This is a genomic window from Streptomyces sp. McG3 (assembly GCF_018619185.1).
Classification (GTDB): Bacteria; Actinomycetota; Actinomycetes; order Streptomycetales; family Streptomycetaceae; genus Streptomyces.
In genome coordinates this window covers 1-15901 of record NZ_JAAXYC010000175.1, presented here as the reverse complement: position 1 = coordinate 15901, position 15901 = coordinate 1, and the positions used below count along the sequence as shown (strand labels likewise).

The 15901-nt window shown below is 68.3% G+C and carries 10 protein-coding genes; 2 read left to right on the top strand and 8 right to left on the bottom strand.

The window, feature by feature from the left end; translation table 11 throughout:
• Positions 1 to 17 precede the first annotated feature (17 nt).
• The 5 genes from HET64_RS24885 to ngcE form a co-directional block, all read right to left on the bottom strand.
• On the bottom strand, positions 18 to 1130 hold the full coding sequence (locus tag HET64_RS24885) for a sugar ABC transporter substrate-binding protein (protein ID WP_215109134.1): 1113 nt from the start codon (positions 1128 to 1130) through the stop codon (positions 18 to 20).
• A 120-nt stretch (positions 1131 to 1250) separates the two neighbouring features.
• Positions 1251 to 2450: an ROK family transcriptional regulator gene (locus HET64_RS24880; RefSeq protein ID WP_215109132.1), complete on the bottom strand. Its 1200-nt coding sequence runs from the start codon at positions 2448 to 2450 to the stop codon at positions 1251 to 1253.
• Positions 2451 to 2663: 213 nt separating this feature from the next.
• Positions 2664 to 3614, bottom strand: coding sequence for a carbohydrate ABC transporter permease (locus HET64_RS24875; protein ID WP_215109130.1), 951 nt, complete (start codon positions 3612 to 3614; stop codon positions 2664 to 2666).
• The gene (locus tag HET64_RS24870; RefSeq protein ID WP_215109128.1) at positions 3614 to 4534 is read right to left on the bottom strand and encodes a carbohydrate ABC transporter permease; all 921 of its coding nucleotides are present in this window, start codon (positions 4532 to 4534) and stop codon (positions 3614 to 3616) included. Before HET64_RS24870 ends, HET64_RS24875 begins: the two co-directional genes overlap by 1 nt.
• 49 nt (positions 4535 to 4583) lie before the next feature.
• On the bottom strand, positions 4584 to 6029 hold the full coding sequence (gene ngcE, locus HET64_RS24865; protein ID WP_215109126.1) for an N-acetylglucosamine/diacetylchitobiose ABC transporter substrate-binding protein: 1446 nt from the start codon (positions 6027 to 6029) through the stop codon (positions 4584 to 4586).
• 505 nt (positions 6030 to 6534) lie between these two features.
• On the opposite strand from ngcE, the gene HET64_RS24860 reads away from it, so the two are divergent.
• Entirely contained in the window at positions 6535 to 10419 is a 3885-nt protein-coding gene (locus HET64_RS24860; RefSeq protein ID WP_215109123.1) for a GH92 family glycosyl hydrolase, read from the top strand.
• 61 nt (positions 10420 to 10480) lie between these two features.
• On the opposite strand, the gene HET64_RS24855 is transcribed toward HET64_RS24860, so the two are convergent.
• Positions 10481 to 11098 (bottom strand): histidine phosphatase family protein, encoded by a 618-nt coding sequence (locus HET64_RS24855; protein ID WP_215109120.1) that lies wholly within the window; start codon positions 11096 to 11098, stop codon positions 10481 to 10483.
• A 96-nt stretch (positions 11099 to 11194) separates the two neighbouring features.
• Here HET64_RS24855 and HET64_RS24850 point away from each other — a divergent pair, with 96 nt between their 5' ends.
• Complete coding sequence (locus HET64_RS24850) at positions 11195 to 11791, top strand: FxLYD domain-containing protein (protein ID WP_215109117.1); 597 nt, start codon at positions 11195 to 11197, stop codon at positions 11789 to 11791.
• An 84-nt stretch (positions 11792 to 11875) separates the two neighbouring features.
• Here HET64_RS24850 and acnA read toward each other — a convergent pair whose 3' ends face one another.
• Both acnA and HET64_RS24840 read right to left on the bottom strand, forming a co-directional pair.
• Positions 11876 to 14590: an aconitate hydratase AcnA gene (gene acnA, locus HET64_RS24845; RefSeq protein ID WP_215109114.1), complete on the bottom strand. Its 2715-nt coding sequence runs from the start codon at positions 14588 to 14590 to the stop codon at positions 11876 to 11878.
• Positions 14591 to 14874: 284 nt separating this feature from the next.
• Positions 14875 to 15777: an aminoglycoside phosphotransferase family protein gene (locus HET64_RS24840; protein WP_215109111.1), complete on the bottom strand. Its 903-nt coding sequence runs from the start codon at positions 15775 to 15777 to the stop codon at positions 14875 to 14877.
• Positions 15778 to 15901: the final 124 nt, after the last annotated feature.

Sequence of the window (15901 nt, the reverse complement as noted above, 5' to 3'; positions counted from 1 at the left end):
GGCCGGGTCCCGGGGGACTACTTGAGACCGATCTTGTCGCAGGCGGCCTTGTACTTGGCCGAGCAGATCTCGTCCAGCGTCCAGATGCCGTCCTTGATGACGGTGTCCTTGATGTTGTCCTTGGTCAGCGAGACGACCGGGACGAGGACCGTCGGGATGCCCTTCGCGGTGGCACTGTCCACCTTGGAGGTGGCGATGGAGTCGAGCTTCTCGCCCTTGGCGAGGGCGACGGCCATCTCCGCGGCGACGATGCCCTCGGCGGGGTAGGACTTGTAGACGCTCATGAACTGCTCACCGGTGACGATGCGCTGCACGCCCGCCAGTTCGGCGTCCTGGCCGGTGACCGGCGGGAGCGGCGACAGACCGGCGCCCTTGAGGGCGGTGATGATGCCGCCCGCCATGCCGTCGTTGGCGGAGTAGACGCCGTCGATCTTGTCCTTGCCGAGTGCGGTGATCGCCGCTTCCATGTTGGCGTTGGCGTTCTCCGGCTTCCACTCCTTGGTGTCGTACTCCTTGCCGTACTTCACCTTGCCGTCGAGGACCGACTTGGCGCCCTTCTTGAAGAGGGCGGCGTTCGGGTCGGTGATCGCGCCGTTCATCATCACGATCGTGCCGCCGTCGGCCTTGTCGCCCAGGGCCTCCAGCAGGGCGGTGCCCTGGGCCCGGCCGACCTCTTCGTTGTCGAAGGAGGTGTAGGCGTCGATGGGGCCCTCGGCGAGGCGGTCGAAGGCGACGACCGGAATGCCCTCGTCCTTGGCCTTCTTGACGCTGTTCGCGATCGCCTTGGCGTCCACCGCGCCCAGGATGAGCGCGTCGACCTTGTTGGTGATCATGGTGTCGACCTGCTGCGACTGCGTGTTCGCATCCTGCTTGGCGTTGGCGTAGACGACCTCCGCCTTGCCACCGGTGAGCTCGCTGATCTTCTTCTCGATGATCGGCCGGTCGAACTTCTCGTATCGGGCCGTCTGGTTCTCGGGGAGGAGCAGACCTATCTTCAGGTCGTCGCCCTTCTTCTCCGAGCCCTGTTCGGCCTTGTCGCCGGACTCCTTGGCACTCCCGCAAGCGGCCAGCGAGATCGCCATCGTGGTGGCGGCAACGGCAACGGCGGCACGACGCATACGCGTGTTCATTCTCGAACCTCCCTGACGAGGCCGCGACGTTGCGGCCGAGGTGGCTGGAAGTCAACTCGGCCCCAGCGCCAGCGTCAAGGAGTAAATCCTTAACGAGATGACAACGGTGCCATTCGTTATCTAAGTGAAGGCAGGAGTCGCCGCGGGGAGGGTGCTCTCCAAAAGGGTTGAATCCCCCATCTCGCTGAGCACCAGGGCGAGTGCGCCCAGCACCTCGGCGCGCCCGCCGAGCGCGCCGGGCAGCACCGAGAGCTGCCGGGCGGCGCTGGGGATCGCGTAACGCGACACGGAGTCCCGTATGGGCCCCAGGACCAGCTCCCCGGCCTCCGCCAGCGAGCCGCCGAGCACGACCCGGCTGGGGTTGAGCAGATTGCACAGGTTGGCCACGCCGCTGCCTATGTGGCGGCCCACGTCACCGATCACCCGGCGGCAGCCCGGATCGCCCTCCCGGGCGAGCTGGACCACCCGTTCCATGGTGAGCCCGGGGCCGTGGCTGGGCTGGAGCAGCGGCAGGACGTAACGGGCGGCCGTGAAGGTCTCCAGGCAGCCGCGGTTGCCGCAGCGGCACACCGGGCCCGACTCGTCGAGCGTGATGTGCCCGATCTCGCCGGCCGTGCCGCCGGGGCCCCGGTAGATGGTCCCGTCGATCACCAGACCGGCGCCGACGCCGCTGGCCACCTTGATGTACGCGAGGTCCTTGACCCCTCGCCCGCTCCCCCAGACCAGCTCGCCCAGCGCCCCGAGATTGGCGTCGTTGTCGACGTACACGGGCACGCCCAGGCGGCCGGCGAGCTCTTCCTTGGGGTTGATGCCCGTCCAGCCCGGCAGGATCGAGGTGGAGCCCAGCGTGCCGGACTCGACGTCGATGGGGCCCGGTACGCCGAGACCGATGCCGATCACCTTGTCCGGGCCGATCCCGGTGGCCTCGATCAGCCGCTTGACCAGCACTTCCGCCCGGTCGAAGCCCTCGGCGGACGAGGCGTCGACGTCCAGCGGCTCGGACTCCTCGGCGAGCACCTGGTGCGCGAGGTTGCCGACGGCGACGCGCAGGTGTGTATGGCCGAAGTCGACGCCGATGACGATGCCCGCGTCGCCGCTGAGCGAGACGCTGCGGGCCCGCCGGCCGCCCGCCGAGGTGGGAGTGACCTCGACCGTTCCGCCGTCCTTGAGCTCCCGGACGATATTGGAGACGGTGGCCGCGGAGAGCCCGGTGCTCCGGGCGATCTCCGCCTGGGTGAGCGATCCTGCCATCCGTACGGCGCGTACGACCCGCTCCAGATTGGCCCTGTGCAGCGATGTCTGCGACCCGGGAGTCTCCATCGACTCATCCACTCCTGCCCTTGGCGGGCGGTCCTGAAGACCGCCCCGGCCGGGGCCGCAGCGATGAGACCCCGGCTTCCTCCAACATGTGAACTCTAAGCTGACCGTTCGGGGGTGCCTCCCGTCAAGACCTGAGCACGCGCACACCCACAACGGCCCGGTGCCCCGGCGGAGGGATTCCGCCGGGGCACCGGGCCGTACGCGCGTCGCGGGCTACTTCAGGGCGCCCGCCGTCAGGCCGGAGACGACCTGGCGCTGGAAGATGATGTACGCCGCCAGCACCGGCAGCATCGCGATCACCAGACCGGCGAAGAGGCCGGAGTAGTCGCCCTTGTAGCCCTGGCTGGAGGCCAGCTCCACCAGGCCCTGGGCCAGTACCCGCTTGTCCGGGTCGGTGTTCAGCACCGTCGGCAGCATGTACTGGTTCCACTGCCCCAGGAAGTTGAAGATGCCGACGCTGATCAGGCCGGGCTTGGCCATCGGCAGCATGACCTGGAAGAACGTACGGGTGTGCGAGGCCCCGTCGATGATCGACGCCTCCGCCACCGAGGTCGGCAGCGTACGGAAGAACGAGGTCAGGAAGAACACGGTGAACGGCAGCGAGTACGCGATGTACACCAGGATCAGACCGTGGATCGTGTTCAGCAGCCCCATGTTGTCCATGACGTAGAACAACGGGACCAGCGCCAGCATGACGGGGAAGCTCATGCCGCCGACGAACAAGAAGTAAATGAACCGGTTGCCCGGGAACTCGAAGCGGGCGAGCACATAGGCGGCCATGGACCCGAGGACCAGGGTGCCCGTGAGCGACCCGCCCACCACCAGGATGGTGTTCAGGAAGTACTCGCTCATGTGGGCCTGGCTCCAGGCTCGGCCCCAGCTGTCGAAGTTCAGCGAACTGGGCAGCGACCACGGGGTGTTGAAGATGTCCGCGTCGGTCTTGAACGAGGACATCACCGCCCAGAACAGCGGCAGGACGACCATGATCGCCCACAGGATCAGCATCCCGTGCGAGAAGACGTTGAGGACCTGGCCCTCGCTCTTCTTCGCGGGGGCCGACGGGCCCTTGCCCACCGGCCCGGAGCGCTGGGCCGGAACCTTCGCCGCTCCGGCGTCGGCGGGGGACCCGGAGGGCCCGGAGGGAGGGGTGTCAGTGGTCTTCATCAGAACTCCAGCCGCTCGCGCCGGCCCACTCGCATGACGATGGCGGCGAACGCCAGCGTCACAATGAGCAGGGCGACACCGATCGTGGTCGCGTAGCCCGCCTGTCCGTCACGGAACGCCGACTGGTACACGTACAGCGGCAGGACGGTGGTCGAGTAGTCGGGCCCGCCGGGACCGACGCTCATGATGTGGACGATCGCGAAGCCCTCGGCTCCGAGCGCCAGGATGCCCATGTAGACCCAGCCGGACTGGACCGTGTCCCACAGCAGGGGCAGCGTGATCCGGAAGAAGGTCGTGAAGCGGCTCGCCCCGTCCAGCAGGGCGGCTTCGTAGAAGTCCTTGGGGATGGAGGCCATGCCCGCGGAGAACAGCACCACGAAGAAGCCGGTCGTGCACCAGACGAGGACCGCCATGACGACCCACAGGGCCAGCTGCGGATCGCCGAGCCAGGTCGGCACGTCGTCGAAGCCGACGGCCTTGAGCGTGCCGTTGATCATGCCCTGGGCCGGGTCGAAGGCGAACTGGAACAGGATGGCCACGATCGCGATCGAGAGCACCTGCGGGAAGAAGTACGCGATCTTGTAGAAGCCCGAGCCCCGTACGCCGGTGATGGCGGCGCCCTTGCGACGCCGGCCACCCACGTTGAGCATGAAGGCGAAGAAGAGTGCGAGCCCCAGCGTCACCAGCGGCAGCAGGATGGCCAGCATCACGCTGTGCTGCAGCGATTTCCAGAAGATGTCGTCGTCGAGCATCTTAGTGTAGTTGTCGAACCCGACCATCTTGAAGTCGGGACTCAGCCCCGTCCAGTCCGTGAACGAGTAGTAGATGGACTGGATGAAGGGCCAGATGACGAAGATGACGTACAACGCCATCGGGACCACCAAGAACCCTACTATGAACCGGTATTTACCGTGTTGCATCGTTACCGACTCCGACCTTCCCGTGCTGCCCGCCGCTGGTGACGCGTGGTCACTGGTGCTTGAAGTGCTTGATGGACTGGTCCTTGGCGGTCGCGTCGGCGAAGGCCTGGATCTTCTTGATGGTCTCGGCAGGCTTGGCGCGGCCGGCCATCATCTCGCCGATCGCGGCGACGCCGATCTGCTCCTTCTGGAGCTTCACGTACCAGTCCTGCAGGCGCGGGTTGACCACGTTGGTGCCGGCCTTCTCCAGCGCGGCGACACCCGACTTCAGGCCGTCGGACAGCTCGATGCCGTCCGTGCCGCCGTTGAAGGCGGAGAGCGACTTGGTGCTGGAGGTGAAGGACTTGGAGGAGGCCTCGCTGAGCATGATGCGCAGCTGCTCCATGCCGCCCTCGGGGTTCTTCGCCTTGCTCGGCACGATGAACGGCTCGCCGCCGGACGCCCAGAGGGTGCCGAAGGGCAGCTTGTCCGAGGAGTCGAGGCTGGAGGGAGCGCCCACGGACAGCTTGAAGTCCTTGGGGATGATCGCCGCTTCCTCGTTCTCGACCCAGGAGCCGTTCGGGATGAACAGCGCCTTGCCGCGGGCCCACGCGCCCTGGGAACCGCGGTGGTCCAGGCCCGGGGTGCCATCGAGGATGTAGCCCTTGGCGACGAGCTCGTAGTACGCCTCGAAGGCCGCCTTGACCGCGGGGTGCTCCCAGGCCTTCGGCTCCAGGTTGTCGATGGCGTCGAGGACCTCGACGCCGCCGATCTTGCCGATGAAGGGGTACAGCGAGAAGGGGATGTAGTACGGGTGCTTGCCGGGGTAGGTCCAGCCGGCGATGTCCTGCTTCTTCGCCTTCGCGCAGAGCGCGAGCATGTCGTCCCAGGTCTCCGGGTACGCGGAGTCGAGCTTCTCCAGCGCGGTCTGCGAGTACCAGACGCCGTAGACCGTGTACGCGTAGTACATGATCCAGACCGGGTCGCCGTCGAACTGGCCCATCTCGACGATGCCCGGCCGCAGGGTGTCGCGGACCTTCTTGGCGGGGTCGTCGATGGAGGGGGCGTCGAGCAGCGGGGTCAGGTCGGTGAGCTGCTTCTTGCCGACCAGGACGCCCATGTCCATCTGCTGGGCACCGGAGTTGTCGATCAGGTCCGGCGGGGTACCACCGTTGAACCGCGGCTGAAGAACCGACTGGATCTTCTGCGTCGCGGAGAACTTGACCTTCGCATCGGGATAGGTCTTCTCGTAGACGGCCTTGGCGTCCTCGGCGTACTTCGTGCCGAAGCCACCGTCGAAGATGACGATCTCCAGCGGTGCGCTGCTGTTGACGGCCAGCGGGTTCTTCTCGGTCTTTTCGCCCTTTTCGACCTTGTCGTCGCTGCTGCTGTCGCCGCTCGCGCAGGCGGACAGGAAGCTCATCGTCGGAACAGCGATCAGGCCGAGTGCGGCAGAACGCTTGATCAGATCGCGACGGCCAAGGCCCTCATTGTTGTGGGCGGAGGTGGATCCCATGCTCAAGTCCTCGCCTTCTCCAGGACTCAGGCGGTGTACCGGTCACCCGTCGAAAATTCGCCTCATGCGAAGGGCCCCGCCACCGCGGTCAGTTGCGCTTGGGTTGTGCGGATATGCAGATGTACCGGACGGGCCGGTGCAGTGGGGATGCCGGAAGACCGTACAGCGAGGACACCTCCGGCGTCCTCGCAACCGTCCCTGTTTCCCCCGCGCGCACGTCCGCGTGAAGCGGCCGTGCAGGTGCCGACAGGTATAGTCCACTTGTCGCCAACTGAGCAAGATCGAATGCAGGTTTGGGCGGCAGTCTTTCCCGAGTTGAGACCTCACGGACACCTCGGCACCCCACGCCCTCTTCCCGCGGCGGCTATTTCCGCATTACGGCCGATTCGCCGAGGCGCCTCGCGGCAACACCCTTGACACGTCCCGCCACTTGCATCCCTACTGGACCTTGCATCCCGCTATGACAACGTTGTCCATGTATTTTCCCGGGGAGGAACGGCTCGGCATGCAGCCACCACGCGGCCTCAATCACGGATCCGACAAGGCCCCTCACGCGGTCCCCCGCCCGGCTCACCGCCGGAGACGGACCCCCACAGCAGCCGCCCTGGCGGCCTCCCTCGCCCTGGTGGTGATCGCCCCCGCGGTCGCCACCGCCCAGCCTTCCTCGCCGGACCGGAAGCCGTCCGGCGACCGCACCTTCAGCACCTCCTTCGAGGCGGACCAGAAGCAGCCGGACTGGCGCAGCACCGTCGAGGAGGGACCCGACGGCCAGAAGCGCTCCTCCGGCGTCGACGGGGGCTTCTCCTCCGGCATACCGGGCAATGTCACCGACCGGGTGACGGAGCTTCGCGCGAGCGCCGAGAACACCGCCGGCGGGGAGGTCAAGGAGAACCTCGTCGACGTCGAGCCGGGCTCCAAGTGGCTGGCGTTCAAGCCCACCGGCTGGGTCGAGTTCGATCTGGACGAACCCGTCAAGGTCGTGACGTACGCCCTCACCTCGGCCAACGACCACGCCGAGCGCGACCCGAAGGACTGGACGCTCAAGGGCTCCGCGGACGGCAAGGAGTGGACCGACCTCGACACCCGCACCGGCGAGACCTTCGCCAAGCGGCACGAGACGAAGAGTTACGACTTCCCGGGCGACACCGCCTACCGGCACTTCCGGCTGGAGATCACGAAGAACAACGGCGCGGCGGACGCCCTCCAGCTCGCCGACGTTCAGTTCTCGAACGGTGACACCTCCGCGCCGGTGCCCGACGAAATGCGCAGCCAGGTCGACCGCGGCCCCTCCGGATCCCCCACCGCGAAGTCCGGCGCGGGATTCACCGGAAAGAAGGCACTGCGTTACGCGGGCACCCACACGCCCGACGGACGCGCCTACTCGTACAACAAGATCTTCGACGTGAACACGGCCGTCACCAAGGACACCGAGCTGTCCTACCTGGTCTACCCGCAGATGGGCGAGACCGACCTGAACTATCCCGCCACGCACGTCGCGGTGGACCTGGCCTTCACCGACGGCACGTACCTGAGCGAGCTGAAGGCCACCGACAGCCACGGCGGGCTGCTCACCCCGCAGGGCCAGGCGGACGCCAAGCGCCTCTACGTCAACCAGTGGAACAAGGTCGCCGCCCGCCTCGGCACGGTCGCCGCGGGCAAGACGGTCGACCGGATCCTGGTGGCGTACGACTCCCCCAAGGGGAAGGCGAAGTTCCAGGGCTGGATCGACGACATCACGATCGCCCCGAAGAAGCCCGAGAAGCGCAAGGCGCATCTGTCGGACTACGCGCTGACGACCCGCGGTACCAACTCCAGCGGCGGCTTCTCGCGCGGCAACAACATTCCGGCCACGGCGGTCCCGCACGGCTTCAACTTCTGGACGCCGGTCACCAACGCCGGCACCACCAGCTGGCTGTACGACTACCACCGGGGCAACAACGCGGACAACCTCCCGACGCTCCAGGCCTTCGCCGCCAGCCATGAGCCGAGCCCCTGGATGGGAGACCGGCAGACCTTCCAGCTGATGCCGTCGGCCGCGAGCGGCACCCCGGACGCGTCCCGGACGGCCCGCGCGCTGCCGTTCCGGCACGAGAACGAGACGGCGAAGCCGCACTACTACGGCGTCACGTTCGAGAACGGCCTCAAGGCCGAAGTGACGCCGACCGACCACGCGGCCAGGATGCGGTTCACCTATCCGGGCAAGGACGCGAGCCTGGTCTTCGACAACGTCACGAACGACGGCGGCATCACGCTGGACCCGAAGACCGGCTCCTTCTCCGGCTACTCGGACGTCAAGAGCGGCCTGTCCACCGGCGCGACCCGGATGTTCGTGTACGGCGTCTTCGACGCGCCGGTCACCGACAGCGGCAAGCTGAAGGGCGGCGGGGGCGACGACGTCACCGGGTTCTTCCGCTTCGACGCGGGCAAGGACCGCACGGTCAACCTGCGGCTGGCCACGTCTCTGATCGGGGTCGACCAGGCGAAGCAGAACCTGGCCATGGAGATCCCGGAATCCACCTCCTTCGACCGGGTGCAGCGCAAGGCGCAGGGCGCCTGGGACGACATCCTGCGGACGGTCGAGGTCGAGGGCGCCAACGCGGACCAGCTGACGACGCTCTACTCCAGCCTGTACCGGCTCTACCTCTACCCGAACTCCGGCCACGAGAAGGTGAAGGGGAAGACCAGGTACGCCAGCCCCTTCTCCAAGGCGGTCGGTGAGAACACCCCGACGCGGACCGGCGCGAAGATCGTCGACGGCGAGGTGTACGTCAACAACGGCTTCTGGGACACCTACCGCACGACGTGGCCCGCCTACTCCTTCTTCTCCCCGAAGAAGGCCGGCGAGCTGGTGGACGGTTTCGTCCAGCACTACAAGGACGGCGGCTGGACCTCACGCTGGTCCTCCCCCGGCTACGCGGACCTGATGACCGGCACCAGCTCCGACGTGGCGTTCGCCGACGCGTACGTCAAGGGCGTGAAGTTCGACGCCGAGGCGGCGTACGACGCGGCGCTCAAGAACGCCACCGTGGCCCCGCCGTCCTCGGGCGTCGGCCGCAAGGGCCTGGAGACGTCGGTCTTCACCGGCTACGCGGACACCGAAACCCACGAGGGCCTGTCCTGGTCGCTGGAGGGTTACGTCAACGACTACGGCATCGCCCGGATGGGCCAGGAGCTGTACAAGAAGACGAAGAAGGCGCGGTACAAGGAAGAGTCCGAGTACTTCATGAACCGGGCGCAGAAGTACGTCAAGCTCTTCGACGACAAGGCCGGGTTCTTCCAGGGCAAGAAGCCGAACGGCGACTGGCGTCTGCCCTCCGGTGAGTACGACCCCCGCGTCTGGGGCTACGACTACACCGAGACCAACGGCTGGGGCTACGCCTTCACCGCTCCGCAGGACAGCCGGGGCCTGGCCAACCTGTACGGCGGCCGCGACGGTCTCGGCAAGAAGCTGGACACGTACTTCTCCACGCCGGAGACGGCGGGCCCGGAGTTCGTCGGCAGCTACGGCGGCGTCATCCACGAGATGACCGAGGCGCGTGACGTGCGGATGGGCCAGTACGGGCACAGCAACCAGGTCGCCCACCACGCCACGTACATGTACAACGCGGCCTCGCAGCCGTACAAGACGCAGGAGAAGGTCCGCGAGGTGCTGGGCCGGCTGTACGTCGGCAGCGAGATCGGGCAGGGCATCCACGGCGACGAGGACAACGGCGAGCAGTCGGCCTGGTTCCTCTTCTCCTCGCTCGGCTTCTACCCGCTGGTGATGGGCAGCGGGGAGTACGCGATCGGCTCGCCGCTCTTCAAGAAGGTCACCGTTCGCATGGACAACGGCCGCAAGCTGACCGTGAAGGCCCCGAAGAACAGCGACAAGAACATCTACGTGCAGGGCGTGAAGGTCAACGGCAAGAAGTGGACCTCCACGGCGCTCCCGCACGACGTGCTGGCCAAGGGCGGCACGCTGGAGTTCGACATGGGCCCGAAGCCGTCGGCGTGGGGCACGGGCAAGGACGCGGCCCCGGTCTCCGTCCAGAAGGACGACAAGGTCCCGACCCCCAAGGGCGACGCGCTGAAGGGCGACGGCGCGCTCTTCGACGACACCTCCGCCACCTCGGCGACGGTGGAGTCGGTGGAGCTGCCGGTGTCCTCGGCCACGAAGGGCGTCCAGTACACGCTGACGTCGGCCGCGGCCGACAAGGCCCCGACGGGCTGGACGCTCCAGGGGTCGGCGGACGGCGAGAAGTGGACGGACATCGACCGCCGCTCCGGCCAGTCGTTCGCCTGGGACAAGCAGACCCGGGTGTTCTCGGTGGAGAAGCCGGGCTCGTACACGGAGTACCGGCTGGTGCTGACGGGTTCGGCGACGCTCGCGGAGGTGGAGCTGCTCTCCTGACCCGTACGCGATGGGCGTCGGCGGCCGGTACCCCCGAGGGCGGGGTGCCGGCCGTCGGCGTTCACGTCTGCTGGAGGCTTTCCGGCAAGGCCACGTTGAGCGCGGCGACGACCGGCCGGCCGTGTTCGGTGCCGAGCCGGGAGAGGGCGCCGGTGGCGAGCTGGAAGAGCCGTCCCTCGGCCGGGGTCAGGCCGAGGTAGCGGGCGGTGAGGACGCGCAGGAAGTGCGAGTGCGCGACGAGAGCGATGTCCGCGCTCCCGATTCCGTCGGCGGCGGACCGGACGCCCGCGAGGACCTGGTCGGCCCGCTGCCCGATCTGCGCGGGGCTCTCGCCGGGGTGCTCCTCGGAGCCGGGGTCCACGCCGTCGGTCCACAGGTTCCAGAAGGGCCGGGTGCGGCGGATCGCCGGGGTGGTGATGCCCTCGTAGCCGCCGTAGTCCCACTCCCGCAGCTCGGGGGTGACCCGGGGATCGGGGAGCCCGGCCAGCTCGGCGGTGCGGCGGGCCCGGATCATCGGGCTGACGAGGGTGAGCCCGATGTTCCGGCCGGCCAGCAGCGGGACGAGCGCGCGGGCCTGCCGCTCCCCGACGTCGGTGAGCGGGAGGTCGGTGTAGCTCGTGTGCTGTCCGGAACGGGACCACTCGGTCTCGCCGTGCCGGATGAGGATCAGCTCGCCCATGGGTCCGTTCGCTTTCTGTACAGGTGGTGCCGGTGGTGCGGGTGGGGCCCCGTACCGTAAGTCCCTCACCTGATCCATTTCCCGTGGGGGGCCCGCATGTCCGACTACTTCCCGCCTCCGCCGCCCGAACAGCCGCAGCCGGAGCACCGGGCTCCGGTGGGTGCGGCGCCGCCTTCGCCGTGGGCGGCCCCCGCGGCGCCGCCGGGCAGGCAGCGTACGGGGCTGATCGTGACGCTCGCCGTGGGCGGCGGGCTGGTCGTGGCGGGGGCGATGGTGGCGCTCGTCTACGCGTTGATGGACTCGGTCTCGGACTCCATCGCGCTGCCGCCCGAGCGGTCGGACGCGCCCTACTCCGAACCGTACGAAGAGGAGCCGTACGAAGAGGAGCCGGTGGAGCCCGTCGCGCCCGGGCCGCCCGCCGAGGGGGACGTCACGGTCACGAAGTGCACGCGCGACTCCTTGATCGGCTGGCCGCACGCAGACCTGAAGATCGTGAACAGGTCCGGAAGTCCGGCGGCGTACATCGTGTCCATCACGTTCGTGGACGCGGACGGCGCTGTGGTGTCCGACGGCATCGCGACCACCGAGGAGGTCGCCCCCGGCGCGTCGGTCAGGGTAAGGGCCCAGGGGTCCGGCGAGGTGGCCGCGGGCACGAAGTGCCGGATCGGCGAAGTCGACCGGCATGCGCTGTGACGGCCCGTTGACCCGGCGGTACGCGGAAGGGCCGCACCCCGGGGGGAACCCGGGGTGCGGCCCTCACTGCTCGGTCCGGCCCGCCTACTTGCGGATCAGGCTGCGGAGCACGTACTGCAGGATGCCGCCGTTGCGGTAGTAGTCCGCCTCGCCGGGGGTGTCGATGCGCACGACGCCGTCGAACTCCACACCGGTGTCGGTGGTGACCTTGACCGTGCGCGGGGTGGTGCCGTTGTTCAGCTCGGTGACGCCGGCGAAGGAGAAGGTCTCCTCGCCGGTGAGGCCGAGGGTCTCGGCGGTCTGGCCCTCGGGGAACTGGAGCGGGAGGACGCCCATGCCGATGAGGTTCGAGCGGTGGATGCGCTCGTAGGACTCGGCGATGACGGCCTTGACGCCGAGGAGCGCGGTGCCCTTGGCGGCCCAGTCACGGGACGAACCGGAGCCGTACTCCTTGCCCGCGAGGATCGCGAGGGGGGTGCCGGCGGCCTGGTAGTTACGGGAGGCGTCGTAGATGAACGACACCGGGCCGTCGCCCTGCGTGAAGTCGCGGGTGTAGCCGCCCTCGGTGCCCGGCGCGATCTGGTTGCGCAGGCGGATGTTGGCGAACGTGCCGCGGATCATGACCTCGTGGTTACCACGGCGCGAGCCGTAGGAGTTGAAGTCACGACGCTCGATGCCGTGCTCGGTGAGGTACTTGCCGGCCGGGGTGTCGGCCTTGATGGCGCCGGCCGGGGAGATGTGGTCGGTGGTGACCGAGTCGCCGAGCTTGGCGAGCACCCGGGCGCCGGTGATGTCCTCGACCGGGGTCGTCTCCATCGTCATGCCCTCGAAGTACGGGGGCTTGCGCACGTAGGTGGACTCGGAGTCCCACTCGAAGGTGTTGCCGGTCGGGATCTCCAGCGCCTGCCACTGGGCGTCGCCCGCGAAGACGTCGGCGTAGGACTTGTTGAACATGTCCTCGCCGATGGAGTTCGCCACGACGTCGTTGACCTCGGCCTCGGAGGGCCAGATGTCGGTCAGGTAGACCGGCTTGCCGTCCTGGTCGACGCCGAGGGCGTCCTTGGTGATGTCGACCTTCATCGAACCGGCGATGGCGTACGCGACGACCAGCGGCGGGGACGCCAGGTAGTTCATCTTGACGTCGGGGTTGATCCGGCCCTCGAAGTTACGGTTGCCGGAGAGCACCGAGGTGACCGCGAGGTCGTTCTCGTTGACCGCCTTGGAGACCTCGTCCGGCAGCGGGCCGGAGTTGCCGATGCAGGTGGTGCAGCCGTAGCCGACGAGGTTGAAGCCGACCTTGTCGAGGTACGGGGTCAGACCCGCCTTGTCGAAGTAGTCGGTGACGACCTTCGAGCCCGGGGCGAGCGTGGTCTTGACCCACGGCTTGCGGGTCAGGCCCCTCTCGACCGCCTTCTTCGCCACGAGCGCGGCGGCGACCATGACGTAGGGGTTCGAGGTGTTGGTGCAGGAGGTGATCGCGGCGACGGTGACGGCACCGTGGTCGATCTCGTACGTCGAACCGTCGGGGGCCGTGACCGTGGTCGGCTTCGTCGGTACGCCGTTGGAGGCGGCCGGGGAGTCGGAGGCCGGGAAGGACTCCTTGCCCGCCTCCTCGTCGTCGGAGACGTAGTTGCGGACGTCGCGGGCGAACTGCTCCTTGGCGTTCGCAAGGACGATGCGGTCCTGCGGGCGCTTCGGGCCGGCGATGGAGGGGACGACCGTGGAGAGGTCGAGCTCCAGCTTCTCGGAGAAGTCCGGCTCGGCGGCCGGGTCCAGCCAGAGGCCCTGCTCCTTGGCGTACGCCTCGACGAGGGCGACCTGCTGCTCGTCGCGGCCGGTCAGACGGAGGTACTTCAGCGTCTCGTCGTCGATCGGGAAGATCGCGGCGGTGGAGCCGAACTCCGGCGACATGTTGCCGATGGTGGCGCGGTTGGCGAGCGAGGTGGCGGCGACGCCCTCACCGTAGAACTCGACGAACTTGCCGACGACGCCGTGCTTGCGGAGCATCTCGGTGATGGTCAGCACGAGGTCGGTGGCGGTGGTGCCGGCCGGGAGCTCGCCGGTCAGCTTGAAGCCGACGACGCGCGGGATGAGCATGGAGACCGGCTGGCCGAGCATCGCGGCCTCGGCCTCGATGCCGCCGACGCCCCAGCCCAGCACGCCGAGGCCGTTGACCATGGTGGTGTGCGAGTCGGTGCCGACGAGGGTGTCGGGGTACGCCTGGCCGCCCCGGACCATGACGGTGCGGGCCAGGTGCTCGATGTTCACCTGGTGGACGATGCCGGTGCCCGGGGGGACGACCTTGAACTCGTCGAAGGCGGTCTGGCCCCAGCGCAGGAACTGGTAGCGCTCCTTGTTGCGGCCGTACTCCAGCTCGACGTTCTGGCCGAAGGCTTCCTTGGTGCCGAACTTGTCGGCGATGACGGAGTGGTCGATGACCAGCTCGGCCGGGGCCAGCGGGTTGATCTTCGCCGGGTCCCCGCCGAGCTCCTTGACGGCCTCACGCATGGTGGCGAGGTCCACGACACACGGCACGCCGGTGAAGTCCTGCATGATCACGCGGGCCGGCGTGAACTGGATCTCCTGGCTGGGCTGCGCCTGGGAGTCCCAGCCGCCGATGGCCCGGATGTGGTCGGCGGTGATGTTCGCGCCGTCCTCGGTACGGAGCAGGTTCTCCAGCAGGACCTTCAGGCTGTACGGGAGGCGCGCGGAGCCCTCTACCTTGTCCAGCTTGAAGATCTCGTACGACTCGTCGCCCACGCGCAGCGTGCTGCGGGCGTCGAAGCTGTTCGCCGACACGACAGTCTCCTTCTTCAATGTGCGCGTATCTCCGCGCCGCGCCTCATTGGCAGTCGGCGCCGCGTTTGCCGTACACGGTCCCGACCATCCGCTAAGGTAAGGATTAGTTAGGTAACCCTTACCGGGCGGCGGCCGTGGTGCGCCTCGGCAGATATCTCGATGTCGAGATAACTCTAGTACATAGCCGCCGCCCGGTCATGCCCAGGTGCCCCACCACAGCGCGGGACGCGCCGGTACGGCAGGGCGGGGCGCTCGCATCACGCCCGTACGCGGGGACCGGGTGCTCAGATCACGCCCGTACGCAGAACACGGTCGAGTGCTGTCCGGCCCGCGGGTCCCCAGGTCGGCTTGCCGCCGGGAAGCCCCTGGTCCCCGTTCCGGCCCATGAGCATGAGGACCAGGCTCTTCATGGCGGCCAGCCCGCGGGCGCGCCGGATCATCGCCTCGTCCGCACGCTCGTACGCGTCGAAGAACCGCGAGGCGGCGCCCGCGGGGAGAACCACCCACGCGGCGGCGAGGTCCCATGCCGGGTCACCGGCGAACAGGTCACCGAAGTCGATCACGCCCGAGAGCGTCCCGTCCGACACGACGACGTTCGCGGGGTGGAGATCACCGTGCACCCACACCGGCGGCCCCTCCCACTCCGGGGCCGCGACGGCATCGGCCCAGACGGCCCGGACCTCGTCGGCGATGCCGTCGGGGGCGACGGCGTGGAAGAGGTGGTCGAATCCCTCCGTGTGCGCACGGGGATGACCGCCGCGGTCCGAACCGGCCGGCGCGTCGACGGGCGCCTCCACATGGAGGGCCCGGAGGAAGTCCGCCAGAGCACCGGCCGCATGGTCGCCGCGACTGATCGAGGTGCGGTCCAACGGCTCACCGGGGACCCACGTCATGATCGTCCAGGGCTTCGGGAAGCGTACGGACGGTTCGCCGGCCCGCACGGGGTTCGGGACGGGGAGCGGCAGGCGAGGAGCCAGGACCGGCAGCCACCGGCGCTCCTTGAGCTGCAGCTCAGGGGCGCGTTCGGTACGCGGCATACGGACGGCCAGCTCGTCCCCGAGGCGCCACTGCTGGTTGTCCCATCCGCCCTCGACCTCGCGGACGGCCAGCCGCGCGAGGTCCGGGTGCTGCTCCTGGAGCAGGCCGAGGACCAGGTCCGCCGTGATCTCGATCTCGAAGTCGGTCATGCGGAGCCACGGTAGTGCGGTGGACCCGCCGGACGGGCCCGGGCCCCTGTCCGCACGGACAGAGGCCGCACGGACAGGGGCCCGGGGGTGCCAGTCGAGACAGAAGCGGACGGGGCTCGGGGGG

Excerpts from the sequence above, each read along its gene's own strand:
- ngcE (WP_215109126.1), bottom strand. The coding sequence starts at position 6,029 with ATGGGATCCACCTCCGCCCACAACAATGAGGGCCTTGGCCGTCGCGAT.
- HET64_RS24880 (WP_215109132.1), bottom strand. The coding sequence starts at position 2,450 with ATGGAGACTCCCGGGTCGCAGACATCGCTGCACAGGGCCAATCTGGAG.
- HET64_RS24870 (WP_215109128.1), bottom strand. The coding sequence starts at position 4,534 with ATGCAACACGGTAAATACCGGTTCATAGTAGGGTTCTTGGTGGTCCCG.
- HET64_RS24850 (WP_215109117.1), top strand. The coding sequence starts at position 11,195 with ATGTCCGACTACTTCCCGCCTCCGCCGCCCGAACAGCCGCAGCCGGAG.
- HET64_RS24855 (WP_215109120.1), bottom strand. The coding sequence starts at position 11,098 with ATGGGCGAGCTGATCCTCATCCGGCACGGCGAGACCGAGTGGTCCCGT.
- HET64_RS24840 (WP_215109111.1), bottom strand. The coding sequence starts at position 15,777 with ATGACCGACTTCGAGATCGAGATCACGGCGGACCTGGTCCTCGGCCTG.
- HET64_RS24875 (WP_215109130.1), bottom strand. The coding sequence starts at position 3,614 with ATGAAGACCACTGACACCCCTCCCTCCGGGCCCTCCGGGTCCCCCGCC.
- HET64_RS24885 (WP_215109134.1), bottom strand. The coding sequence starts at position 1,130 with ATGAACACGCGTATGCGTCGTGCCGCCGTTGCCGTTGCCGCCACCACG.
- HET64_RS24860 (WP_215109123.1), top strand. The coding sequence starts at position 6,535 with ATGCAGCCACCACGCGGCCTCAATCACGGATCCGACAAGGCCCCTCAC.